The following is a 21,861-nucleotide window of genomic DNA, read 5'->3' on the forward strand; positions in this document are numbered from 1 at the left end:
GTGGTGAATTAACCATATCAGAAAGGGGGTCTTTTTTCATCACCTAATGGGTGATGAAGCAGATTACTTTAAAGACTATTAAATCAATGTTAGGAAAGACTATTAGTAAAACTATGAATTATTCAGGATAATAGATTTACAATAAGAAGAACGAACACTATAAAATCTAGTACTGCCGAGAAATAAAAAGGAAAGAATAATCCTCTCAAACTCTTAAGTCCCTTTTTTTTAGAACCACTGTTATCCACAATATATACCAGGAATTCATTAGTAATCATCGCGGTCACAATAGCCACTGCGGATAGTGCAAAAGCAATTAAACCAAGATAGCCTCCTATTAATGTCATTATTAAATTGAATAATAAATCAAAGTAATTTCCTTCCGAAATAGAAAAACTTAGAAAAACACAAAATAAGATAGATAATATAAAACAAAATAACGCTCGAACAAGCCCGCTTTTACTGTATAATTCATTATAGTTTTCTTTTAACATCTTATAAAAAGTAATCTCTTTTACTGATTTAATAATCAAATCAACAGATTGTTCGCCTGCCATTTTTTATTCCTCCTCATCGTAATTAAATGCCCTATTTTGTATAAATAGAGGAGAATCTTTATTCTCTTGATTTACTGGATAAGTCTTTAATACTTCTTTGGATGTGTCGATAGAGATAGTTTTATTTTCTTCTTCTGAAAAGCCTTTTCCTTTGAATATTCCCCATCCATTACTTACGTAATCAATTAGTTCTGTTAAAATAGATGAGTTCTTATCCAAAGGTTTTCTTCGGTCACCTTTAAATGATAAGTCCACTTCTTTTGCTTCTGCATCAATCAGTGTATTACCTATATCCTCAAGTAAATCATCAGCTATTCCATTAGGCTTTACTAAAATAAATGAAGCTAAAGTTAGTTTGTCTATTCTAGATAGTTTCCTATGAAGTTCATCCTTATCAAAAATTAATTGGAAATCAACTTCTCCAATCTCTGGAAAATGTTCTTCGATTAATTTTTTAAAATAATCTAAGAACCTCTCTTTCCTGAAATCATTTTTTTGTACAAAAGCTAATTGTTGAATATCCGTTTTAAAACTAAACGGCACACTTGAAACCACATTTTTCAATAAATTAGTTTCTATTAAATTTGATTCTTCATCAGGTAATGTTTCAACTTCTACAGTTTTCGATACTTTTAACAATCTACCATTAACAGTACTTTTCTTAATATTTACATCGACTATATTTAATCGATAGAAAATATTTTCATCAACTAAATCATCTACAGATAAATTTCGATCAAGTCCATTAAATAGTATCTTCATAATGTCATTTGGGGTAGTTTCCCCGTCTCTGAATTTCTTTGAAAAATCCACTAAGTTGATTTTTGCTAAATAAATTTTTGCCATTATTTTCCTCTTTTTAGAATACTATACCAAAAACCACCCCGTCATGCGAGGTGGAAATAGGAGACTTTTAATGTCAGGTGGATATCTTCACTTATCCACAATATCATTCTACCACCCTAGACTCTCAAGTTATTCTCAACTTTCTCTCAATATTTTCTCAAATCATTCTCATTTTAGTTAAGTTGTAATTAACTACATCTCAACTATCAACTCTCCTAAGTGATAGACTTCTGCAAAAGCAAGTTGGGCTTTCTCCAGCTTTCTATAATAAGTCGCAACACTGATGTTGAACTTTGTTACTATCTCATATTCAGAAGGTGCACTGATTGTATAATGCTCCCACAATAGTTTACGCTGCTGACCATTCAACTTATTCAATGCATCGTGTATATGATTGATAATTTCAATTGCTGATACCTTTCTAGTAACCATATCTTCTACTGGCTTGCTTGTACCTCCATCGCCCTTAGGCTCCAATGTATAGCTTGCTGTAAGCTTTTGCTCGTATTGTCTACCAGCCAATCTTCGTAAACTATGATACTGCTCTAATAATTTCATTACATTTCTTCGTGTCATTTTTTCGTTTATTTCTGGTAGTAGCAATACGATTCCTCCTACAACTTATTTTCTAACTTTTTGAATATAAAATCCACATGGCATAACATCCCCATTACCATATCCAAACTTCTTCTTGCGTTTATTCTTCTTTTGTTTATTTGGATATTCAGTTAACAAATACTGATAAGCTAATCCCTTTGTCTTAAAGTATCCATGAACTAACTTCGAATCTTCAACGACTCTATAATGATAATCTTCAACTAGCAATATTAATACCCTCCCTTAAAATGGTAGATCATCGTCATCAATATCAACTGGTGTACCTTCAAATGGTTTACTTGGTTGATAATGTCGAGATGAATTCGCATCATAATTTGTAGTGCCTTGTGTATTGCTGTTTGATTTATTATTTTGGTTATTGCCTTGAATTTTGTTCTTTGACTCTAATAAGTGAAACTTATCAACGATTAGCTCAGTTGCATAGACTCGTTGACCTTCTTTGTTATCATATGTCCTTGTTTGTAATCTTCCTTGTACACCTAATAATGAACCTTTTTTCGTAAAGTTTGCTAGATTCTCTGCTGCTTTTCTCCAAATGACACAACTAATAAAATCTGCCTCTCTCTCACCATTTTTTGAAGTATAGTCTCTATTAACAGCAAGATTGAATGTTCCAACAGCAGTGCCGTTTGTTGTAAACTTCAAGTCAATATCTTTTGTAAGTCGTCCGACTAAATCAACTGAATTCAATTATTTCCACCGCCTTGTAAGTTGTCATGATGTTCATTGTATTTATTCGCTATATCAATAATCACATCTAAATTTTCACGGCAATTAATAGCATTAAATACTTCTTCTCTAAACCACGCATCTAAATCTGTTAAAGTTGTGTATTCAATCTCCATATTCCACCTCTGTTACTCTAATTACTTTTGGTTTAACGTCAAACCAATCTCCATCTGAACCCTTAAAACAATATTCAATTTCTTTAGCTGCTTCATCTTCATCATCTGCTTCAACTGGATATTCAAAATACTCTCCCTCGCTGAAAACTACGACATTAAATAATTTAGACATATTACGTCATCTCCTTAACGGTGTAGCCTTTCCATTTCTTTGGAGTTAACCGGCCATTTCCTCTTAGTAGCGCATCATAAAGTGCATCTGGATTTACTCCAGCCAATTGGATTAATTCTTTCCTAGATTCATATATTGTTCGTTTTCCATTTGGATCTATTAATACTAGTGGCTTGGATTTAGCTTTTCTTCTTCTTTCGTTTGATTTGACTTTACCACCACGAAAAAATAGCTTTAAATCATATAGTCTTACTTGCTCCGGTTTACTAAGATTTTTCATATCAAGCAGCGATAGCATTTCTAACCACTCTTCAAAATGTTCACTTGCTCTAGACATAAACTAACTTACCTTTCCGCACTTAATACAAACTCGATGATTAGAAACTTTATTTGTGTACACATCGTATCTAACATTAATTGCATAGTGATGATTGCATAATGCTTGTTTTATTCTTATTATTAAATTCTTCATTCCTTTTCCTCCCAAGTATTTTTAAATTTACAAATTAATACAAACTCCTTATTGTACTCATATGATAACTTCTTCATTTCTGTTATATACTCTTGTTGTGTGAGTGTTCCTATTTCTAGTCGGTAGAGTAAGTCCATACTTGTATGTATGTATTTTTTGTCTAGCAAGTTTATTTTTGTATTTATATCCATTCTTTTACTCCCTTACATAGTTATCTATCTTTCCCAAGCGTGCGATAAACTTCATAGTGTCCTTGAGTTCCATTAGTAACAACTTCTGGAAAATAGACTACTTGGTACAGATTTGGTCTAATATCATCTCCAGCTTCATACCAATGTACAGTTTGTGGATTAGTACCGCTTAATGTTTGTCCGAAAATTGGATCCACTGATAATTCTGAAACTTCCTCTTGAGTGTTATTCCCCATATAAATGTATAAAAGGAATGCCACTAATAAAATAACGGATATCGACAATACACCTTGAATTACTTTAAAAATGTTATTCATTCAACAGTTCACCCCAATATTAATTATCCCCAGTAAGCTCAGAAACTTTATCATTAGTATGATTTAACAACCCATTAACTTGTGCTTCAATCTGGCTCAACTGCCCATTAACTGCACCTAGTTCATTATTCAATTCATTAATACGATTTTGCTTCTCATTAATTTCTTGCTGCTTCGCTTCAATCTCTCTTTGTTTTTCTGTAATCTCACTATTCTTATTCGTGAGCTCTATAGAGTGATCTGTCTTAATTTGTTCAATATCTTGTTTTAATTGAGCTACTTCAGTTTGTAATTGTTCTTTACTTCCACTCTCACTATCTAGTTGAGCTTGTAATTGTTCAGCACGCTCTTTTTCTTGTTTAGCAAATGCGAATGTAAAATCATAGTCCTCGCGAATTTGGTTTAAACTATCAAATACATTCGAAGAGGCATAACCCGACACACCACCTAAAGCAAAAATACTTGCTGCTAATAACGCTATATATCTTTTTTTCATTTTATAATTCCTCCATTTAGTCTTTGCTTAAATCTTCCTGTTTTATAAAAATGCCGTTTCTTTTTACTCCAACTCGATCTGCAATTTCTGTATAAGCTTCATCAACACAATCTTGTATATTAAGTCCATGTTGCTGAGCTAAAATTACTAAGGTTACATAAACATCTCCAATGCTATCTATAATTAAAGGTAAGTCATTTCTAGCCATTCCAGATGCCACTTCACCTAATTCTTCAACTACCTTCAAAAACTGCTTAGAAGGCTCAGATTTATCCAATTCATGATTGATACTCCATAATTCAATCGCTCTAGTTAGTTGATTCATATCTGCCATTTTTTCTGCTCCCTTGCTTGAATATATTTATTAATTGATTGTTCTCGATGACAATTTCTTCTTTTAGTTGTTTATCTAATTCCCAATTCTCGATAAGCTCCATCGCTTCGTTATAATCTTTAGCAGGTATCTCCGCACGTCTAGGAATGCCAAAATATCGCTTAATCTCTTTGTTAATGGCTGAATATACTTTTCCTCGTATACTACGGTTGTTATAAGCACTAGACTCTTTACCCCCTCCAACTGATGACACGTTTATTAACCGCACTGGTAAGTTTCATCTCTTGAATACCGTTTACTCTCATAGTGTCCTCAACTTTAGACAGGCGTTTTTCATGATTTGTCATCTGAGTTGAAATAGCTTGTATTGCTTCGCCAATCTGTCCAATACTATTTATCAATGTAATTGCGTTAGTGTGATCCTTACTTTGTCCTACAATCTCATTTTTATTCATGTGTAAATTCCCCCTCAATAATAACTTTAGAATTTAGCTTTTTACGTAAATCAATTGCCCATGAATCCACTCTCGATAACAGTCGCTCTAGTTCATCAATCGCTAGTTTGTCTTGATTTAAAATGTCCATATCGTCCATATAGATTAAGTGCGATGCAGCATCTAAAAACTTATTCATTTCTTTGGTTGTGTCTATTAAATTGCGATATGCAGCAATCTCTTTCTGTTGTGCATTTAACTTACCTTCAGCTTTATGGATAGCTTGAGTAATCTCGTCATACTTCATAGACTTCTCTTCAACTTCTTTACGACTGTCTAGCAATTCATCGTATTGTTTCTTAATTGATTCATAGCTATCATTTAAAGATTTGTACTGACCTTTTAAATGCTCGTTTTGTTCTTTAGTCGCATCATAATCATCAGGTATAACATGTTTCTCAATAACGATTTCTTTCTCTTTTGCTAAAGTTTTATTTTGTTTCATGAGGCGATCTATATCTTTTTGTTTCGTCTCATTATCTTGTTCAGAGATTTTAAGCTGTATCTCAGCTCGTGATAACTGTTTTTTTAATTCCTGTAATTCTCTAACCGTCATTTCATCCGGTGTCTTTGTTTCGCCTTTTGAAGTAACATGTTCTTTTTCTCGTTCTTCTTCTGGAAGAGAAGCTATTAGATTTAATGCTGTAACACCTAAATGCGACAACGTTGTCGTATTTGGTAGTTCTAAAGAAACTTTCATCATTCTTTGAGCTTCACGTTGCCCAATCTTTATCTTGTCCAGCCACTTACCAAATTCACCATGCGTTAAGTTATTTGTTTTTACGTGATTTAATCTTTTACCAATCTCCCATACAGATTGACCGGCTATATTTTTATGATGCGTAATCTCCAACTCTAATTGGTTTAAGTCATTACTAAGTGATAATTCATGCATATATCTCACTCCTCTACTAATCCATCTAAAAATGGAATTAATCTACCTTGGTTTATGAGGCGATATGTTTCTAAATCCGTCTGATTAAGTGACTTCTTGCCAATGGATTCTTTAAGGCTTATCCACTCGCTGTAAGGCACTCTATAAAAGTCCTTAGCACTAAAACTAAGCAGTACAAAAGTAATAGCTCCTAGTTTATGATGCGCTTCAAGATCTAATTCTTGTTGACTACTAATCCGGTTAAATTCTATTCTTGGTGATTCCGTATGCTTCGCTTCAAAAATGACTGACGTCCCACCTGTTAAAGTTCCTGTAAAGTCTGGTTGAGCTTTTTTCTCGTATACAGCCATATACTGGCCTCTATTACGATTAAGTGCTCTAACTGGTCTCATCGGTTCAGGTGTCTTCTGTATGTAAGCTATACCTTGTTTAGAATAATGAATACATGATGCATTAATTAGATTCTCAAAAAAATCTCCGTTACGTTTAGCAGCATAAGCTCCTTTTACACTCATGTAATCACTCTCCTATCAATGCACTGAGTCGCTCTCTTAATGTTTCTTCGCTTTCACTTGATACTTCTGGTTCTTCAATTACTTCTTGTTTTTCCTTATCAGTCATCCAGCTTGGAATAATTTCTTCATAATTTGAGTTTTTCTTGAAGTTAGTTACCTTTTGTTTTCTATTTTTAAAAGCTACTTCTTCTGCTTTAACATCATCCATTGTTTTAATATTATTTTTTAACCAACGTTGCATAATGCTCTTTGCATATCCATAATTAGCATGTCTATCAACTGTTAGAGTTAAAGCATGGATAACCATGTCATAACCAAAAGTTTTATAACTGTCGATTAAATGCTCTGCAGTATTGGGCGCTAACATTCCAATGTTTTTTTGGTAGAAGTCTGAAATTTTCGCAATTTCTTCATCGCTACTTCTACTAGTATTATTATTGTTATTATTAAAACTGTTATTATTAGAACTGTTATTATTAGTACCTTCGTTTTGTATGCCTTTGTTTCCTATGCCTTCGTTTTGTATACCTTCGTTTTGTATACCTTCGTTTTGACGGTGTACTGTCTGTATACCTTCGTTTTGTAGGTATACGGTGTGAGCAATTGTGTAAACATTGTTGCTCCATCCAACTTCTTTGCGTTCTCGTTCAATTTTTATATATCCAGCTTCTACAAGTTGCTTTCTGTGTTTATATAATCTGTTTTCGCTAATTCCTAAATCTTCACAAATAAGGCTTACTGATGGAAAAGCTGTCTCTCCATTGCCTGCATAACTGCATAAGTATGCGTATATTGATTTTGCTTCAATCGAAATATTTTTGTCTTTCATTACCAACTTAGGTATAACTCCATAACCTAGAGACAAAATACCTTCTACTTTTAATTTTTCAGTCATATTATGCTTACCTTCTTTCCTGTTACGTGTCGTCATGTTATAATTGGTTTGAATATTTTATTAAGCCCGCTACGGGTTGCCGCTCTAGCGGTTTTTTTGTCTAATCGCATCATAATGCTCTACTTTCCTCAACATCATCAATCACTCCGTTTATGTATCTTCTAGGGTCATCATTAGCCATGACTACTTCGATGTTTAGCTCTTTAACTACTTCTCTTAATTCCAGTATGTCTTTGCCCATATGATCCTGTTCCCATATCGCATAACCTCTGTGATAGATTCCAGTCCTAAAGTATCCCATCATCATTTGAATGCATGCCGTATATATTTCTCCATGTTTACATGCATAGCTTTCATTTACTTCCCATCCTTCTTCTTTCTTTACAATTGTTTCTAGAATTATATTCATCTCTTTCTCCTTGTCTTAAATATGAGCAATAATATATACGGCCATCATTCCTATTACTAAAACAAAAAAATGAACAAGACTTCTAGATAATCGCTTTGATTCTAGCTCCGCTTTAACATGTCTTTGTACTTCATTTTCTATGGTGTATTTCATGTCTTTGATTTCCATTCTCACATCTCACTTTCCCTTAAATTTTGTATCATCTCTCATCTAATCACTCCGTACATAATTTCTTCTATTGTTACCCCGAAAAAATCTGCGTATTCTTCTAAACGTTCATCGCTTATTTCTAACTTTCCACTTTCCCAGTTCGATATGGTTGCATGATGTACATCAAATTCGTAAGCTAGCTCTCGGCATGTCATCCATGCACTTTCACGCAACAACCTTAAATTCTCTCCGATAAAACTCATACCACTTCCTCCCTTAGTAAATGTAAGCCATAAGCCTGAATCAATCTTGGCAAGTCATCATCGAACTTAATCGAACGACTCCCTGCATCCAGTAGCTCACGATTTTCGAAGTAGTGCGCAAAAGCGTAAATGTTATACAATGTCTTTGTGCCTTCTTCTGCCTTGTAAGGTTTAGTAGGATTGAAGTAATTAGGTCTGCTGTCGCAGAATGCTCTGAATGATGTTAATAGCTTGGTCGGGCTTTTGTAGCCAAAGATTAATGCGATGTCTTTGGGCAGTGCCCAATACTGGGGTGTGAAAGTTGCTTTGATTATATTCATTTTTATCTTCCTTTCTTTGGTATACTCTCCTTATGGAAGGAGGTGAAATAATGGGCTATTACAAAAATGCTACTATTTGCAAAAATGGCCATGTTCTTTCAGATTCAAATGCTAATTCACAAAAGTATTGTGATTTATGCGGTAAAGAAACTATCAGTGAATGTCAAAAATGTTCTACACTTATTCAAGGTGAATATGAAGTTCCTGATATTGTCTACTTAGGACCATCGACATATGATCGCCCAAACTATTGCTATAACTGTTCCAATCCGTTTCCTTGGACTCAACTCGTCATTGATAATGCAGTTGAATTAGTTGTACTAGATGAAAATTTAACTGAGGATAATAAAGAGCTAATAAAAAATATCATTCCAGATTTATTAGTAGATACTCCTACTTCTCCGATTGCTCAGGCGAAATATAAAACAACCATGCAAAAAGCAACTGATGTGGTTAAAAATGCAATGTATAATTTACTTGTCGATGTAATTAGTGAGACAGCTAAGAAAACGTTATTTCCAGATAATTAATTCTTATTCTTAACCCTCAAATACTCATTAATTACATCGGTTATTGTTGAATTATCAATATCGATTAACAAAAAGCCACTTTTATGTGCTAATTCTTTTTTACCCACTCGCCCTACTACCACACCGACTACCAATCCAGCAGTAATTAGGGTGAGTGTTTTTAATGTTGTTTTCATTAGAATCTCTCCTTTATAATCGTTCTTTTTTGGGAACGGTAGTTGTAAAAAAAATACCTAGTTCATTCTTGCTATAACCTAAAATGCTAGCCATCTTAACTAATTCATCTGCGCCAATATTAACAATACCATTTTCTCTTTTGGCATAAGGTGTTCTGGTTTTCCAGCCCATCTTTCGAGCCATTTCGTCTTGTGATAGTCCTTTAGCGACTCTCTCAGCTTTTAAGCGCAATAAATCAAGTGTCATAATACCCCCTTCTGTTCCCTTTCGGGAACACTTATAATATATTATGCTCGTTCTCGAATGTCAACACATAAACCTAAATTAAATTCAATTAATTTATTTTATCTTTATTATTGTATCCGTTTGGGAACGTTGGTATAATGTTGTCAAGGGAGGAGGTACTAATGAGAACAAACGATGAAATAGTTACAATAATAGAAGAAAGAGTTAAAGAAATGGGTATCTCGATGAGCGAGCTAGCCCGACGAGTTGATATGGCTAAATCTGCGTTATCGAGATATTTCAATCGCACGAGAGAATTTCCTATCAATAGAGCGAATGAATTTGCTAGAGTTTTAGGATTGACCCCTGAATATATATTGGGCTTTGAAAAAAATGAAGATATAATTCGCATCTACAATCAACTCGAACCGCCTAGACAAAAATATGTTTATGACGTTGCTGAACAACAATTGGAAGAACAAAACAACGTAGTGAAGTTTCCTGACGGCAAGAAAATCATTCGAGGGCGACAAACTGCAGCAGGTTCCGCGCTGTATTCTGATGATTACGGAGCACACACCGAAGTATTATCTGCTTCAATGGTTCCAAGAGGCGCTGATGAGCTAGTAGAAGTTGTTGGTAAGTCGATGGAGCCTTTGATAAAAGATGGTGAAGATGTTTATATCAGACATCAGCCACAAGTTGAAAATGGCGAGATTGCGATTGTAAGGATTGAAAATGATGGGGTTACTTGTAAGAGGTTTTATGTTGACGGTGATACAGTTACGTTGAAATCAGAAAACCCTGAATACGAAGATATGCACTTTGATCCAAGTCAAATTACTGTATTAGGTAAGGTGTTGTTATAAAAGAATACCCCAGTCAGAGCGGCCAACTCTGGCTAGGGTTATGCTATTTCAAATAAATTATACCATAGGAGGTAATATAATGGCATTAGATGTATTTGCAAATTGGGTTTTTAATCAAGAAATCAACACACCGAAAGAAATAGCTCAAATGCTTAGAAGTGATGAGCAAGTTTATAAATCTTATAAAACAGTTAGAGACGTCGCATCATTCACCAATAAAAGATTAATAGTGATTGATTCGCAAGGTCTTACAGGTAGAAAAAAAGAAATATATAGTTTACCTTATAAAAGTATCCATATGTGGTCAACTGAAAACGCTGGATCAATTGACTTTACCTCTGAAGTTCAATTATGGACAAGGGTAGGTGTGATAAAGATAAATCTTGCAAAGAAAGTTAACGTTAGAGAGTTTGATTTACTACTACAAGAAATGTGCTTATAATCATACAAAATCCCTTTCCCCTACTTTGGAGGGTAAGATATGTAAAAAATGCAACTCGTTGGTACAATGTGGTGAACAATATATTTTGGGTTTTGATGCTAATAGGAAGTTATGTTATTGCTGGAAGTCTTTCAACTACTACAACTTTTAATTCAAGTAGTTATTTCGCAAGCACGACCACTGAAACAGATTCTGGTTTATTCATATCAATATTTCTTGGCTTATCTATTACATATACTCTGTTATATGTCGTAATAAGAGTTATTATTAAATCGCATGGAGAAAAAGTACGCTCCAATTTATTGAATCAAATCATGCTAGAGAAGTTATATGATATTTCATTGAAATAAAAAATACCCCAGTCAGAGCGACCAACTCTGGCTAGGGTTATGCTATTTCAAATAAATTATACCATAGGAGGCGTTATGTCGTGTCAATATTTAGTAAGTTGTTTTCTGGCTTGTTTAGGAATAAATCTACTGAAGAACCTTACATTAACCCTAACCGAGATATGAATGAGTGGAATAAAAGGATAGAAATGTTCCCTGATATGGCGGTTAGTCCAGATATGATGATTAGAAACGAAGATGGTTTATTACCCGGTCACGTTTACCAATTATATTGGATGGACAAATATAATAGCCAACGGAGGATTCCGGTATACTTTGAATATAAATATGGTATCGATTTTTATGAAGGAAAGAAATTACTAGAGTCAAAGGGTTTAATAAAAAATTGGTCTATCACCAATCTAGGCAATGAAATTATCAATAAATATCAAAGTATCATTGATACACATCAAAACGAGCACCTTGAAAAATATAAAGTTGATAGGAAAGCCGAAATAAAAAGATTTAGGCAAGATGTGTCGAACGCAAAAAAAGCTGGTATTGAAACCAATAAAACCGTAGAAGAACATCTTGGCTACTTAGATCAATTAGAAGGAATTGGGTTTTACAAAAATAAAGATTTTGAAAAAGCTGAAAAATATTTATTGATGGCTTTTGATAAAGGTTTCTCCTCCCCTGCTTGCACTGATTATTTAGCGAAGATATATAGAAAGCGCAAAGACTATCAAAGTGAAGTTAAAGCATTGGAGCGGGGTATAAAAATTCAAATTGATAATTTTAATAAAGAGACAAAAAACGGGAAGAATCTTGCGCATGAAAATCAAAAAGTTTATTTTGAAAAATCTTTGGATAAGAATACCGAAAGATTAGAAAAAGCAAAAGTTCTATTGAATAAACAAAAGACATAGGAGATGATTAAATGAAAAAGAGTTTATTGTTACTATCAAGTTTATTTGTATTAAGTAATTTTGTATCTGTAGTGGCGCAAAGCAATGATGTTGCAGAAATCATAGAACAGCGAGAGAAAGATTATAAAGATTTAGAAGAAGTTGAACTATTCACAGGTAATTGGTTAGTCGGAACTGATGTTCCTGCAGGAAGATATGAAATTAAAGGCGATGGGTCTGGTAATTTCTTTGTTCGCAATGAAAGTGGTTCATCAGTGGTAAATGAAATTCTGGATAATGCTGATGATTGGGGTGTTCCTAGCATCACCGTTGACTTAGAGGAAGGTCACGAAATTGAAATATCAGGTTTAAATGCGGTATACTTCACTCCTTATGAGACTGAATTAAGAGAATCATTAGGTACAGGAACATGGATTGTTGGTGTAGATATAAAAGCAGGATCGTATATCGCAACAACCGAAGCGGGTTCAGGAAACTTTTTTGTCCGAAGTGAAAAAGGAGGTAAAACTAAAGTAAACGAAATTTTGGATTCCGAAGCTGAATGGGGCGTTGATAAAATTGCTTTAAACCTGGAAGATGGCCAAGAAATTGAAATAAGTGGATTGTCATCCGTGGATTTCACAGCTAGATAAAAAATAAAAATCCCACTCCCCTACTTTGGCCGGTAAGGAGTGGGATTGTGGAAGATGTATAGAAACGCCTAGACAAAAATATGTTTATGATGTTGCTGAACAACAATTGGAAGAACAAAACAACGTAGTGAAGTTTCCTGACGGTAAGAAAATTATTCGAGGAAGACAAACTGCACCGGGTTCTGCACTGTACTCTGATGATTATGGAGCTCACACCGAGGTCTTATCTGCTTCAATGGTGCCAAGAGGCGCTGATGAATTGGTGGAAGTTGTTGGTAAGTCGATGGAGCCATTGATAAAAGATGGCGAAGATGTGTATATCACACATCAGCCACAAGTTGAGAATGGCGAGATTGCTATTGTGCGTATTGAAGGTGATGGAGTTACTTGTAAGAGGTTTTATGTCAACGGTGATACAGTTACATTAAAATCAGAAAACCCTGAATATGAAGATATGCACTTTGATCCAAGTCAAGTAACGGTATTAGGCAAGGTATTATTGTAAGATAAAAAATAGCGTTCATTAACTTGGGCGCTTACTATATAGGAGGGAAAATTATGAGAAGAAGAAATGAAAGAACCAAAAAGAAAATGGGTTGTTTAAGTTGGATTGGTTTATTGGCATTAGTCTTTGTTGGTCTAGGGCTTGCAGGTGTATTTGATGACGATGACACTGAGAGCGCAAACGTTGTTGAAAGTTCGCAGGTGACAGCAAGCGATGATGTTTCAGAAGCTACAGAACCAGAACCAGTGGAAGTTGACGATAATATCATCGAGGTTGGAAAAGCTTTATCTCTGGCAGATGTTACTTTTACCATCACTGATTTATCAATAGCAGATGATTACGAAGGCAACCAAGCTTTGGTTATTACTTATGATTGGGAAAATAATTCAGAAGATTCAAAATCACCCTACCTGACATTTTCAGCTAAAGGATTCCAAGATGGAGTCGAAACGGATAGTGCTATATTTGTAGATGGTGTCGATTTAGGTAAAGGTCAAAAAGAAGTGAAATCAGGTGGTAAAATAAGCGGAGCACATACAACAGTTGGTATTGAAGATATGAGCAAGCCATTGCTTTTAGAAATTGATGAACTAATAACATTCAATAAAGATCCTTATTATATGGAAATTGATTTAAACGAACTATAATAAAACACCCCACTCCTCTAGTTTGGCGACCAATGGAGTGAGGTAAGACACACAAACAACCCACACTAGGGGCTATTTGCTAAGCCCTATTATAACACATTTTATGATAGGAGATGATATTTTATGTGGATAGTTGAAAATACAGATAAAGACAACTCTGGTAAAGTTGTAAGTTACAAGTTTGTTGAGCGTTATACAGATGAGATGACTCAAAAAACCAAATATGTTTCGGTGACTTTCAAGGATAAGAAGAGAAAAACTCAAAAGATGGCCGAAGATATTTTGAGACAAAAAATCGTTGAAAGAACTCAGGTTTCTGAAACGATAGTTTCTTTCAGTGAGTTAGGTAAAATGTGGTACGTGATATATAAGGAAAATGTCAAAGCCTCCACTGCTGGAAATGTCAAAAGTAGAATGCGTAGAATTATGAAAGCCTTAGGTACCATTGCAAGTGACAAAATAGAGCCATCTGTGATTAATAAATACCTATTAGATTGCCTACAAAAGGATAATTTACGATATTCAGTGGTATCTAATGATAAGTCAATCATTATTCGAATATTAATTTTTGGGATGCAATACGGATTTGTGAAGGAAAGAAATTACAAAGACCTTATAACCATTCCGGCACTGAATAAATCGAAGAAAGATGACTTGAAATACTTGGAAGTTGAAGAATTGGAAAGTGTGATTAAGCAGCTTATTGCTTTAGATCAAAAAGAAATAGCTCGTATGTGTCAAATTCAGGCTTCTACCGGTATGAGATATAACGAGATGGTGGCACTGGATTACAAACATGATATTGACTTAGAGAATAATATCATCAGCATAACCAAGAATTATGACCATCATAATCATATATTCACTACTCCTAAGACTGGAGAAAGCAGACAAATACATATTAACCAAGCTACAGCCGACATCATTAAAGAACAGATAAATTACGATAAAATTAAAACGGTTAAGTATAATCTGGATAGGAAAAAACCATTTTTATTCAGACAAAGAAATGGATATCCAAGACACATTCGCTACGTGAATAAAATTCTTAAAAATATTCACATAGAAAACAAAAAAATTACGACACATATTTTCAGACACACATTCATTACTTTGATGATTCAAAATAATACTAAGTCAATGCTGGTTGCTGAACATGTTGGCCATAACTCAACAAAAATGATTGATCAAGTGTATGCTCACTTTACAAATCAAATGGACGATGAATTGAAGTCCGCCATCGATTCTGTAAAAATCATTTAGTTTTGCTACCTTTTTGCTACCTAAGGTATTTTTAAACAAAAAATGGACTCCTTGCATTTACCGCAAGAAGTCCTATAAACGCTATATTAACGCTGTTTCATTGAGTTCATAATTTGTTGAACTTTCTTTTTAGATGGTTTTTGTCCCATTTGGGCCATCATTTGAGAAATCATTCTCTCGTCGATCGGTGGATTTTCCTTAAAGTAATCCATCATATACTTTCTTGATAGGAAGAAACCAGCGACAAAACCAATAATTAATGCAATAAATACGATAACTAACCATATCCAAGTTGCCATTTAACTACACCTCTCTTCTAAACTTCATGTAATACAATAATACTAAATAATCATTGTGTTGACTAGAGAAAATTATTCGTTGTCTCTATTATGTAAGCCACGTTCTTTTTGAATCTCTTTAACTTTATTAGGAGTTAAGTCTTCCCCTTCAGGATCAACGACTTTAATTCCCTCAATTTGAGCACCAATGCTATCTCTCATACTTTGAATGTATTCTTTGTGCAGGTTTTTTCTTTCAATCGATTCTTCTTCAGTGATTGTCCCTGCTTTGTTCTTTTTAGACAATTCGTTGATGCGTTTGATCTTATCCTTACTTAACATATAATCACTCCTTTACTACGAACATTTGTTTGCTAAGCGTTATTATAAATGCTATACTAAAAACAATAAAAACGAAAGAGTTGAAATTATGAAATCAATATCAGCAAAACAATTAAATATACTTGATTGTATATATAAAGCAATTGACTCTAATGGATACCCGCCAACTGTCAGAGAAATTGGAGCAGAAGTTGGATTAGCTTCGACATCTACTGTTCATGGTCATCTTTCTCGATTAGAAGGCAAAGGTTACTTAGTCCGTGACGCGAGTAAGACACGTGCGTTAGAACTGACGCCAATTGCGCTTGAAGCTTTGGGTATTTCAAGAAAGGATATCCCTTTACTTGGTCGCGTTGCTGCCGGTGCGCCTATCTTAGCAATTGAAGAGGCCGTTGATTATTATCCAATTCCACCTAATTTAGAACATTTTGATAGCAATGATTTATTCATGCTCCAAATTGACGGTGAAAGTATGATCAATGCCGGTATCTTCAATGGTGATTTAATTACAGTTCGTCGCCAACCTTCTGCTAATAATGGTGATATCGTTGTCGCTTTGACTGATGATGACGAAGCAACTTGTAAGACTTTTTACAAACAGTCTGATCACTATATTTTACGTCCCGAAAATGACGCTATGGATGACATTATTTTAAACTCAGTCCAAATATTAGGTAAAGTTATTAGCTTATACCGTGAATTTTAGATTTCAAATATATTAATTAAAACGAAATCCGAACACTATAGTAGAGTTCGGATTTTTTTGAATTTTAAAATAAAGAGTAGATATTAGTATTGCATTAAAGCTTTATAGTTATAACCTTCAATTTTTTCTCTACCGTTTAATTCTTTCAATTCAATTAAGAATGCAATTCCTACAACTTCTCCACCTAGTTTTTCAACTAAGTCGATTGTAGCTTTAACCGTACCACCTGTTGCTAATAAATCATCGATAATGATAACTTTTTGACCAGGTGTAATAGCATCTTTATGCATTGTTAATACATCAGTACCATATTCAAGTTCGTATTCGACTTCAATAATTTCACGAGGTAATTTCCCTCTTTTACGAACTGGCGCAAAGCCAATTTCCATTGCGTAAGCTACAGGACATCCGACAATAAAGCCACGTGCTTCAGGTCCAACAGCTACTTCAGCTCCTACTTCTCTTACATAGTCCACAATTTCTTGTGTCGCTTGCGCAAAAGCAGGTCCATTTGCCATTAATGGTGTAATATCACGAAACGTTACGCCTTCCTTTGGATAATCTTCGATTGAAGCAATATAATCATTTAAGTTCATTTAGTTATTTAATTCCCTTCAAAATATTCTTTAATAGCGTCTATCGGCTGATAATTTAATAAAGCCTCTGACTTATATTCACTTTCATATTGAATAAAAGTCTTTAAGTGAGGTAGATCAATTTTATTATTTGTTGCTTCTTTATTAAACTCTAACCGACCATTCTTAATTGTAACAAATTCTGCTTCTAAAAACATCAAAAACATTCCTTTTAATTTAACTGGGTGTATATTTAATGCTTTTGTTATGTTTTCAAATTCTGTTTTGTACATAAATTCTTGCTTGGCAAAGATATATTTGTACAAATCAACGAACTCTTCTCGAGAAGGGATACCTGCCATATATTTCGATTCCTGAACAAATGATCCTAGATAGACTTTCGACCAAGCTTGTGTATTCACTATCTCTTTCAATTGTTGTAATTGAATCGGCGGCTCCATTACGATGAGGTTATTATATTGGGCTAAATTAACTTTTGATGCATTCTCATATAATACAACAGCTGCACCGTTCAATTGCTTGGACATATAATCTGCAATCGGCTGATGGGCGAATAAATATAAAGCTTTATCTATACTTAACAAATCTTTGTGAATCTTGCTTGAGCGGTAATCTAACCACTGAGAGCCATTAACTCCCATATCTTTCACCATTAACTGTGGAAGACGGTTCCCGTTCCATTCATTAATATCTAACTCACCAACTACAGATACCACACTGCCGTTCTCTAAGCTTTCAGCTTGCTCTGCTTTGCCAAAGCCAATGGCTTGTAATTCGACTTTGGTATCCGTTTGGCTTAGGGCAAGTTTAACATGGTTTTTATCTACTCCAATAAATCTAATTGTGTTAATATGAGCATCTTTAACCATAAACTGCGGTTTTGGATTATCCGTACCGAAAGGCCCTAATAAGTTCACTTCATTAATAAAATCAATCGTCATTTCATTCACACTTAACGGCATATCAATGACAATTGGCTCAGGTTCGTTTAGTAATTCAGTGTAGTGTACAAAGCTTTTGTGGATGCTTTGTTTAAAGTCTTCCCAATTCTCTTCATCAATCGTTAATCCAGCTGCTTGACTGTGACCACCGAAGTAAGTTAGGTACTCATTTTGTTTAACGAGTTCTTCGAAGATATTTATCTTAGATACACTTCTTGAACTTCCTTTATATTGTTTTTTCTCTTCTATATATTGAAAGACAATCGCAGGTCTTTGGTATTTTTTAACTAAACGACTTGCAGCAATCCCTAAGACTCCGGCAGGCCAATCTTTATCTGCTTCAATAATAATATTTGGAATCGAGTCATACTGAGCCATACGATTTTCGATTTCTATAGTGATGTTTTCGGTGATAGATTTTCTTTCACGATTCTTTTCATTCACTATTTCTAATAACGATTCCGCTTCAGAAATATCTAATGTTTTCAATAACTCTAAGCCCGGCGTCGGATCTCCTAATCGACCAACTGCATTTAAACGTGGACCAATAATAAAGCCAATCGTCTCACTCGTTAAGTTATCTAAATTAACTTTTTCATTTTGTAATAATAATTGTAAACCAACGCGCATCGAGTCTTTAATTAGAGTCAATCCACTTAATACAATCGTTCGATTTTCATCCGTTAAAGACACCATATCTGCAACCGTACCGATTGCTGCCAATTCAACAGCTTCTGTGGGTACTTCACCTAATAAGGCACTGACCACCTTCAAAGCAACTCCCGCCCCACTTAATTCTGGGAAAGGATATTGACCTGAAGGATGTTTTGGATGAATAATTGAGAATGCATTCGGTAATTCACTTTGCAATTCATGGTGATCGGTAATAATACAATCCACACCTATATCATTCATTGCATCCACAGCTTCAAAACCAGCCACACCATTATCAACAGTAATGATTAATCGAATATCAAATTCGTCAACCAACTTACTCCAACGTGCTTTATTCGGTCCATAACCGTCCTTTAAGCGGTTTGGTAAATAATAATGGACATTGGCTCCAATCGTCTCTAATGTCTCATACATTATCAATGTGCTGGTAATGCCGTCTGCATCATAATCTCCATAGATTAATATGGGTTCAAACTCTTCAATCGCTGTTTGAATACGGTCAATTGTTTTGTCCATCTCAAATAATAAAAATGGATCATGATATAGTTGAGGTTTTTGATTTGTTTTTTCGATTAACTCTTCTGCACTTGTTATACCTCTAATTGAACATAGGCGTAAAAAAGTTGAACTAAAAGTTGTTTCATTATTGTCTAAAATACTTTTGGAAGCGTCTCTATTAATCTCCGGTCTGATTTGCCAATCAAACTGTGCCATATTGAACTTCACGAATATTACACTTCCTCTGTTGTATCAGTAACTACTTCTTCTTTTGACTCTGGTTTTTCATCTGATTCTACAGAAATTGTATTACGTGAAACACGCTCTTGTTCTTCAATCTTACTGCGTAACTCAGCAATTGCTGCATCTTTTTCAATCGCTGTATTTGAGTGATTATGTTTCTCTTTTGTTAATTGTTTTTCTAACTCTTTATTTTTCTTTCTGTTTGATTGAATCGCAGACATTGATGCAATCATTCCAATGATAACACCAACCAAAATACTGAATAATACAACTAAGACAAGCGATACTTCAAATTGAGTGAAAAAGAAATCAATTCCAACAACATTTGTATTTTGTAATGCAAAAACGACTACTAAGATAAGTAACATAATAATCGCTATAACTTTCCATTGTTCTTTCATCTAATTATCCTCCTTGAAATTTAACATTTCTCCTGCTAATTTATCTCCAATGTTTGGAAACACTTTATATAGTATATCAATAATATGATAATAACGGGGACGATTTAACTCTCTTTTACGACGTGATGGTTTTAAATGCTTAGTCACATCTTTCGCTAATTTTTGCGGATCTAATGCAAATGCCTTAATTCGGTCATAATACTCTTTAGAATTTGAATTATAATTAAAAAAATCCGTCTTGACTGGTCCAGGATTAATTGTGGTCACATCAATACCAAACCGCTTTAACTCCAATCTTAAACTATTCGCGTAGCCTATCACAGCAAACTTTGATGCAGAATAGACACTTGAGCTTGGTGTTGCTATTTTTCCAGCTATGGAAGAAATGAATAAAATATGTCCTGGTGTATTTTTTATAATCATCTCTCTGGCTACTAATTGGGACAAATAAATCATCGCATAAGTATTAATTTTAAAGAGTTGATCAATTTCTTTTGCCGTGAAATCTACTGCTTTTTTAAATATACCCATACCACTTGAATTAATCAAATAATCTATATGACCAAAAGCATTGATTGTTTCTTCCACCGTTTCTTCAATTCCCTTTACCTCAGACAAATCTTTTGCTAGCACAAGTGTTTGAGTATCGTATTCTCGTTTTAATGTATCTGCCAATTCAGAGAGTACTTCTTCTCTTCGAGATACTAATACAAGTTTTGCACTTTTTTTAGCCATTTCAAAAGCAATCGCTTTACCAATTCCACTTGAAGCACCCGTCAATAAAACAACCTTGTTTTTCAGAAACATAATCTCACCCTTTCAATTATATTTCAAATTCATTTAAGTCATAAGCAACTTTCGTTTGTTTGAATATAGACCGTGCATCTTTTTCTAATTGTTTTACATCTGCCCCTAAATATCTCGAGCTAATGTGATTTAAATATAATTGCTTAACATTTGATGCTTTAGCAACTTGAGCCGCTTGTTCGACCGTAGAATGGAAATAACGATTGGCCATTTTGTTCTCGCCTTTTGCATGTGTCCCTTCATGAACAAGAACATCAGCATCTTCGGCTAATTTCTTGATGTTTGCATTGGGTCTCGTATCTCCTATGATTGCAATCACTTTGCCTGGTTGGACTTCACCAACAAAATCTTTACCATCCAGTTTAGTACCATCTTCTAAAGTGACTGTTTTTCCATTTTTTAACATCCCAAATATCGGTCCGTTAGGAATATTGTATTCTTTAAGTTTATCAACCAATAACACACCATCGGATTTCGGTTCTTCAATTCTATAGCCAAATGACAGAATATTATGTTGTAGAGGTAAGTATTTAACTTTCCAGCCCTTATTTAATTGAATTTCGCCACCCTTTGGATCTAGTTCAACTATATTTACTTTATAAAGTAAATTTGATTTTGAATATTTTAATGATGCATTAATGTATTGTTCAATACCTGTAGGTCCGTAGATGGTAATAGGTTGGTTATCTCCGCCTTGAAACGAACGACTACTTAAAAATCCTGGTAAGCCGAATATATGATCTCCATGCATATGAGTAATAAATATATTTTTGACCTTACCCGGTTTTAATGTTGTTTTTAATATTTGATGTTGAGTTCCTTCTCCACAGTCAAATAGCCAAGTTTCATTCAATTCATTCAATAGCTTTAACGCTAAAGAACTTACATTACGACTTTTTGATGGAACGCCAGCGCCAGTTCCTAAAAATAATATTTCCATAGTCACTACCTTTCCTTAATACATTATATTTTACTACAATTTTTTGAGAATTTCTTTACATTTATCTTATTAAACATAAAAAGAGTGTTAGTGAGTT

At 34.2% G+C, this 21,861-nt stretch carries 38 protein-coding genes; 9 read left to right on the forward strand and 29 right to left on the reverse strand.

The genetic code is table 11. The features are described from left to right. Positions 1-122 precede the first annotated feature (122 nt). The 20 genes from ACEN33_RS00005 to ACEN33_RS00100 all read right to left on the reverse strand — a co-directional run bounded on the left by ACEN33_RS00005 (position 123) and on the right by ACEN33_RS00100 (position 8,789). A complete protein-coding gene (locus ACEN33_RS00005; RefSeq protein WP_407094295.1) occupies positions 123-557 on the reverse strand; it encodes a hypothetical protein in 435 nt (144 codons plus the stop codon). Positions 558-560: 3 nt separating this feature from the next. Further along, positions 561-1,403 carry a hypothetical protein gene (locus ACEN33_RS00010; protein ID WP_407094296.1) on the reverse strand — a complete coding sequence of 281 codons (843 nt, stop codon included), beginning with the start codon at positions 1,401-1,403 and terminating at the stop codon, positions 561-563. A gap of 192 nt (positions 1,404-1,595) precedes the next feature. After that, the gene (locus ACEN33_RS00015) at positions 1,596-2,006 is read right to left on the reverse strand and encodes an ArpU family phage packaging/lysis transcriptional regulator (protein ID WP_407094297.1); all 411 of its coding nucleotides are present in this window, start codon (positions 2,004-2,006) and stop codon (positions 1,596-1,598) included. A gap of 18 nt (positions 2,007-2,024) precedes the next feature. Next, the gene (locus ACEN33_RS00020; protein ID WP_407094298.1) at positions 2,025-2,228 is read right to left on the reverse strand and encodes a hypothetical protein; all 204 of its coding nucleotides are present in this window, start codon (positions 2,226-2,228) and stop codon (positions 2,025-2,027) included. Between the two features lie 15 nt (positions 2,229-2,243). Continuing rightward, the gene (gene ssb, locus ACEN33_RS00025) at positions 2,244-2,711 is read right to left on the reverse strand and encodes a single-stranded DNA-binding protein (protein WP_407094299.1); all 468 of its coding nucleotides are present in this window, start codon (positions 2,709-2,711) and stop codon (positions 2,244-2,246) included. Beyond that, the gene (locus ACEN33_RS00030) at positions 2,708-2,866 is read right to left on the reverse strand and encodes a hypothetical protein (RefSeq protein ID WP_407094300.1); all 159 of its coding nucleotides are present in this window, start codon (positions 2,864-2,866) and stop codon (positions 2,708-2,710) included. The genes ssb and ACEN33_RS00030 overlap by 4 nt, the downstream gene beginning before the upstream one ends. Further along, positions 2,856-3,038, reverse strand: a complete 183-nt coding sequence (locus ACEN33_RS00035; RefSeq protein ID WP_407094301.1) for a hypothetical protein — start codon at positions 3,036-3,038, stop codon at positions 2,856-2,858. The genes ACEN33_RS00030 and ACEN33_RS00035 overlap by 11 nt, the downstream gene beginning before the upstream one ends. A 1-nt stretch (position 3,039) precedes the next feature. Beyond that, the gene (locus tag ACEN33_RS00040) at positions 3,040-3,375 is read right to left on the reverse strand and encodes a hypothetical protein (protein WP_407094302.1); all 336 of its coding nucleotides are present in this window, start codon (positions 3,373-3,375) and stop codon (positions 3,040-3,042) included. A gap of 131 nt (positions 3,376-3,506) precedes the next feature. Next, complete coding sequence (locus ACEN33_RS00045; RefSeq protein WP_407094303.1) at positions 3,507-3,701, reverse strand: hypothetical protein; 195 nt, start codon at positions 3,699-3,701, stop codon at positions 3,507-3,509. A 20-nt stretch (positions 3,702-3,721) separates the two neighbouring features. Next, positions 3,722-4,018 carry a hypothetical protein gene (locus ACEN33_RS00050; RefSeq protein ID WP_407094304.1) on the reverse strand — a complete coding sequence of 99 codons (297 nt, stop codon included), beginning with the start codon at positions 4,016-4,018 and terminating at the stop codon, positions 3,722-3,724. A gap of 19 nt (positions 4,019-4,037) precedes the next feature. After that, positions 4,038-4,514: a hypothetical protein gene (locus tag ACEN33_RS00055; RefSeq protein WP_407094305.1), complete on the reverse strand. Its 477-nt coding sequence runs from the start codon at positions 4,512-4,514 to the stop codon at positions 4,038-4,040. A gap of 16 nt (positions 4,515-4,530) precedes the next feature. Beyond that, complete coding sequence (locus ACEN33_RS00060) at positions 4,531-4,848, reverse strand: MazG-like family protein (RefSeq protein WP_407094306.1); 318 nt, start codon at positions 4,846-4,848, stop codon at positions 4,531-4,533. Further along, positions 4,823-5,101, reverse strand: a complete 279-nt coding sequence (locus ACEN33_RS00065) for an ORF6C domain-containing protein (RefSeq protein ID WP_407094307.1) — start codon at positions 5,099-5,101, stop codon at positions 4,823-4,825. Before ACEN33_RS00065 ends, ACEN33_RS00060 begins: the two co-directional genes overlap by 26 nt. After that, a complete protein-coding gene (locus ACEN33_RS00070) occupies positions 5,079-5,303 on the reverse strand; it encodes an ORF6C domain-containing protein (RefSeq protein ID WP_407094308.1) in 225 nt (74 codons plus the stop codon). The genes ACEN33_RS00065 and ACEN33_RS00070 overlap by 23 nt, the downstream gene beginning before the upstream one ends. Then, the gene (locus ACEN33_RS00075; protein ID WP_407094309.1) at positions 5,296-6,237 is read right to left on the reverse strand and encodes a DUF3102 domain-containing protein; all 942 of its coding nucleotides are present in this window, start codon (positions 6,235-6,237) and stop codon (positions 5,296-5,298) included. The genes ACEN33_RS00070 and ACEN33_RS00075 overlap by 8 nt, the downstream gene beginning before the upstream one ends. A gap of 5 nt (positions 6,238-6,242) precedes the next feature. Continuing rightward, positions 6,243-6,752 (reverse strand): Holliday junction resolvase RecU, encoded by a 510-nt coding sequence (locus tag ACEN33_RS00080; RefSeq protein WP_407094310.1) that lies wholly within the window; start codon positions 6,750-6,752, stop codon positions 6,243-6,245. A 4-nt stretch (positions 6,753-6,756) separates the two neighbouring features. Next, positions 6,757-7,647: a DnaD domain protein gene (locus tag ACEN33_RS00085; RefSeq protein ID WP_407094311.1), complete on the reverse strand. Its 891-nt coding sequence runs from the start codon at positions 7,645-7,647 to the stop codon at positions 6,757-6,759. Positions 7,648-7,756: 109 nt separating this feature from the next. Continuing rightward, positions 7,757-8,056, reverse strand: coding sequence for a hypothetical protein (locus ACEN33_RS00090; protein ID WP_407094312.1), 300 nt, complete (start codon positions 8,054-8,056; stop codon positions 7,757-7,759). A gap of 206 nt (positions 8,057-8,262) precedes the next feature. Further along, positions 8,263-8,469, reverse strand: a complete 207-nt coding sequence (locus tag ACEN33_RS00095; protein ID WP_407094313.1) for a helix-turn-helix domain-containing protein — start codon at positions 8,467-8,469, stop codon at positions 8,263-8,265. Beyond that, positions 8,466-8,789, reverse strand: coding sequence for a hypothetical protein (locus ACEN33_RS00100; RefSeq protein WP_407094314.1), 324 nt, complete (start codon positions 8,787-8,789; stop codon positions 8,466-8,468). Before ACEN33_RS00100 ends, ACEN33_RS00095 begins: the two co-directional genes overlap by 4 nt. Positions 8,790-8,839: 50 nt before the next feature. Here ACEN33_RS00100 and ACEN33_RS00105 point away from each other — a divergent pair, with 50 nt between their 5' ends. Continuing rightward, positions 8,840-9,319 carry a DUF2321 domain-containing protein gene (locus ACEN33_RS00105; protein WP_407094315.1) on the forward strand — a complete coding sequence of 160 codons (480 nt, stop codon included), beginning with the start codon at positions 8,840-8,842 and terminating at the stop codon, positions 9,317-9,319. Here the strand turns inward: ACEN33_RS00105 and ACEN33_RS00110 are convergent. Together ACEN33_RS00110 and ACEN33_RS00115 are read right to left on the reverse strand one after the other, a co-directional pair. After that, positions 9,316-9,495: a hypothetical protein gene (locus ACEN33_RS00110; RefSeq protein ID WP_407094316.1), complete on the reverse strand. Its 180-nt coding sequence runs from the start codon at positions 9,493-9,495 to the stop codon at positions 9,316-9,318. The genes ACEN33_RS00105 and ACEN33_RS00110 overlap by 4 nt on opposite strands. Before the next feature lie 13 nt (positions 9,496-9,508). After that, positions 9,509-9,742, reverse strand: a complete 234-nt coding sequence (locus ACEN33_RS00115) for a helix-turn-helix domain-containing protein (protein WP_407094317.1) — start codon at positions 9,740-9,742, stop codon at positions 9,509-9,511. Between the two features lie 161 nt (positions 9,743-9,903). Between ACEN33_RS00115 and ACEN33_RS00120 the strand changes: the two genes are divergently transcribed. From ACEN33_RS00120 to ACEN33_RS00150, 7 genes are all read left to right on the forward strand, one after another. Next, positions 9,904-10,590 (forward strand): LexA family protein, encoded by a 687-nt coding sequence (locus ACEN33_RS00120; RefSeq protein WP_407094318.1) that lies wholly within the window; start codon positions 9,904-9,906, stop codon positions 10,588-10,590. Positions 10,591-10,669: 79 nt separating this feature from the next. Further along, a complete protein-coding gene (locus tag ACEN33_RS00125; RefSeq protein WP_407094319.1) occupies positions 10,670-11,032 on the forward strand; it encodes a PH domain-containing protein in 363 nt (120 codons plus the stop codon). Positions 11,033-11,462: 430 nt separating this feature from the next. Continuing rightward, complete coding sequence (locus ACEN33_RS00130; protein WP_407094320.1) at positions 11,463-12,290, forward strand: tetratricopeptide repeat protein; 828 nt, start codon at positions 11,463-11,465, stop codon at positions 12,288-12,290. 11 nt (positions 12,291-12,301) lie between these two features. Continuing rightward, positions 12,302-12,922 carry a hypothetical protein gene (locus ACEN33_RS00135; RefSeq protein ID WP_407094321.1) on the forward strand — a complete coding sequence of 207 codons (621 nt, stop codon included), beginning with the start codon at positions 12,302-12,304 and terminating at the stop codon, positions 12,920-12,922. Between the two features lie 25 nt (positions 12,923-12,947). Next, positions 12,948-13,427 (forward strand): S24 family peptidase, encoded by a 480-nt coding sequence (locus tag ACEN33_RS00140; protein ID WP_407094322.1) that lies wholly within the window; start codon positions 12,948-12,950, stop codon positions 13,425-13,427. A gap of 53 nt (positions 13,428-13,480) precedes the next feature. Beyond that, positions 13,481-14,074: a DUF5067 domain-containing protein gene (locus tag ACEN33_RS00145; protein ID WP_407094323.1), complete on the forward strand. Its 594-nt coding sequence runs from the start codon at positions 13,481-13,483 to the stop codon at positions 14,072-14,074. Between the two features lie 123 nt (positions 14,075-14,197). Then, on the forward strand, positions 14,198-15,337 hold the full coding sequence (locus ACEN33_RS00150; RefSeq protein ID WP_407094324.1) for a tyrosine-type recombinase/integrase: 1,140 nt from the start codon (positions 14,198-14,200) through the stop codon (positions 15,335-15,337). An 86-nt stretch (positions 15,338-15,423) separates the two neighbouring features. On the opposite strand, the gene ACEN33_RS00155 is transcribed toward ACEN33_RS00150, so the two are convergent. Together ACEN33_RS00155 and ACEN33_RS00160 are read right to left on the reverse strand one after the other, a co-directional pair. Beyond that, positions 15,424-15,636 (reverse strand): YneF family protein, encoded by a 213-nt coding sequence (locus ACEN33_RS00155; RefSeq protein WP_138403917.1) that lies wholly within the window; start codon positions 15,634-15,636, stop codon positions 15,424-15,426. A 72-nt stretch (positions 15,637-15,708) separates the two neighbouring features. Continuing rightward, complete coding sequence (locus ACEN33_RS00160) at positions 15,709-15,957, reverse strand: DUF896 domain-containing protein (RefSeq protein ID WP_197104010.1); 249 nt, start codon at positions 15,955-15,957, stop codon at positions 15,709-15,711. 88 nt (positions 15,958-16,045) lie between these two features. Here ACEN33_RS00160 and lexA point away from each other — a divergent pair, with 88 nt between their 5' ends. After that, the gene (lexA, locus tag ACEN33_RS00165; RefSeq protein ID WP_197104009.1) at positions 16,046-16,663 is read left to right on the forward strand and encodes a transcriptional repressor LexA; all 618 of its coding nucleotides are present in this window, start codon (positions 16,046-16,048) and stop codon (positions 16,661-16,663) included. A gap of 83 nt (positions 16,664-16,746) precedes the next feature. On the opposite strand, the gene ACEN33_RS00170 is transcribed toward lexA, so the two are convergent. From ACEN33_RS00170 to rnz, 5 genes are read right to left on the reverse strand one after another with little or no spacing between them, the layout of a single operon-like run. Then, the gene (locus ACEN33_RS00170) at positions 16,747-17,259 is read right to left on the reverse strand and encodes an adenine phosphoribosyltransferase (RefSeq protein WP_407089947.1); all 513 of its coding nucleotides are present in this window, start codon (positions 17,257-17,259) and stop codon (positions 16,747-16,749) included. A gap of 8 nt (positions 17,260-17,267) precedes the next feature. Beyond that, positions 17,268-19,601, reverse strand: coding sequence for a single-stranded-DNA-specific exonuclease RecJ (recJ, locus tag ACEN33_RS00175; RefSeq protein WP_407089945.1), 2,334 nt, complete (start codon positions 19,599-19,601; stop codon positions 17,268-17,270). Positions 19,602-19,606: 5 nt separating this feature from the next. Next, complete coding sequence (locus ACEN33_RS00180) at positions 19,607-20,017, reverse strand: lipopolysaccharide assembly LapA domain-containing protein (protein ID WP_407089944.1); 411 nt, start codon at positions 20,015-20,017, stop codon at positions 19,607-19,609. Then, complete coding sequence (locus ACEN33_RS00185; protein WP_407089943.1) at positions 20,018-20,824, reverse strand: SDR family NAD(P)-dependent oxidoreductase; 807 nt, start codon at positions 20,822-20,824, stop codon at positions 20,018-20,020. 16 nt (positions 20,825-20,840) lie between these two features. Continuing rightward, positions 20,841-21,764, reverse strand: a complete 924-nt coding sequence (gene rnz / locus ACEN33_RS00190; RefSeq protein WP_407089942.1) for a ribonuclease Z — start codon at positions 21,762-21,764, stop codon at positions 20,841-20,843. Positions 21,765-21,861 lie beyond the last annotated feature (97 nt).

This window comes from Ruoffia sp. FAM 24228 (assembly GCF_045528575.1).
GTDB classification, from domain to species: Bacteria; Bacillota; Bacilli; order Lactobacillales; family Aerococcaceae; genus Ruoffia; species Ruoffia halotolerans.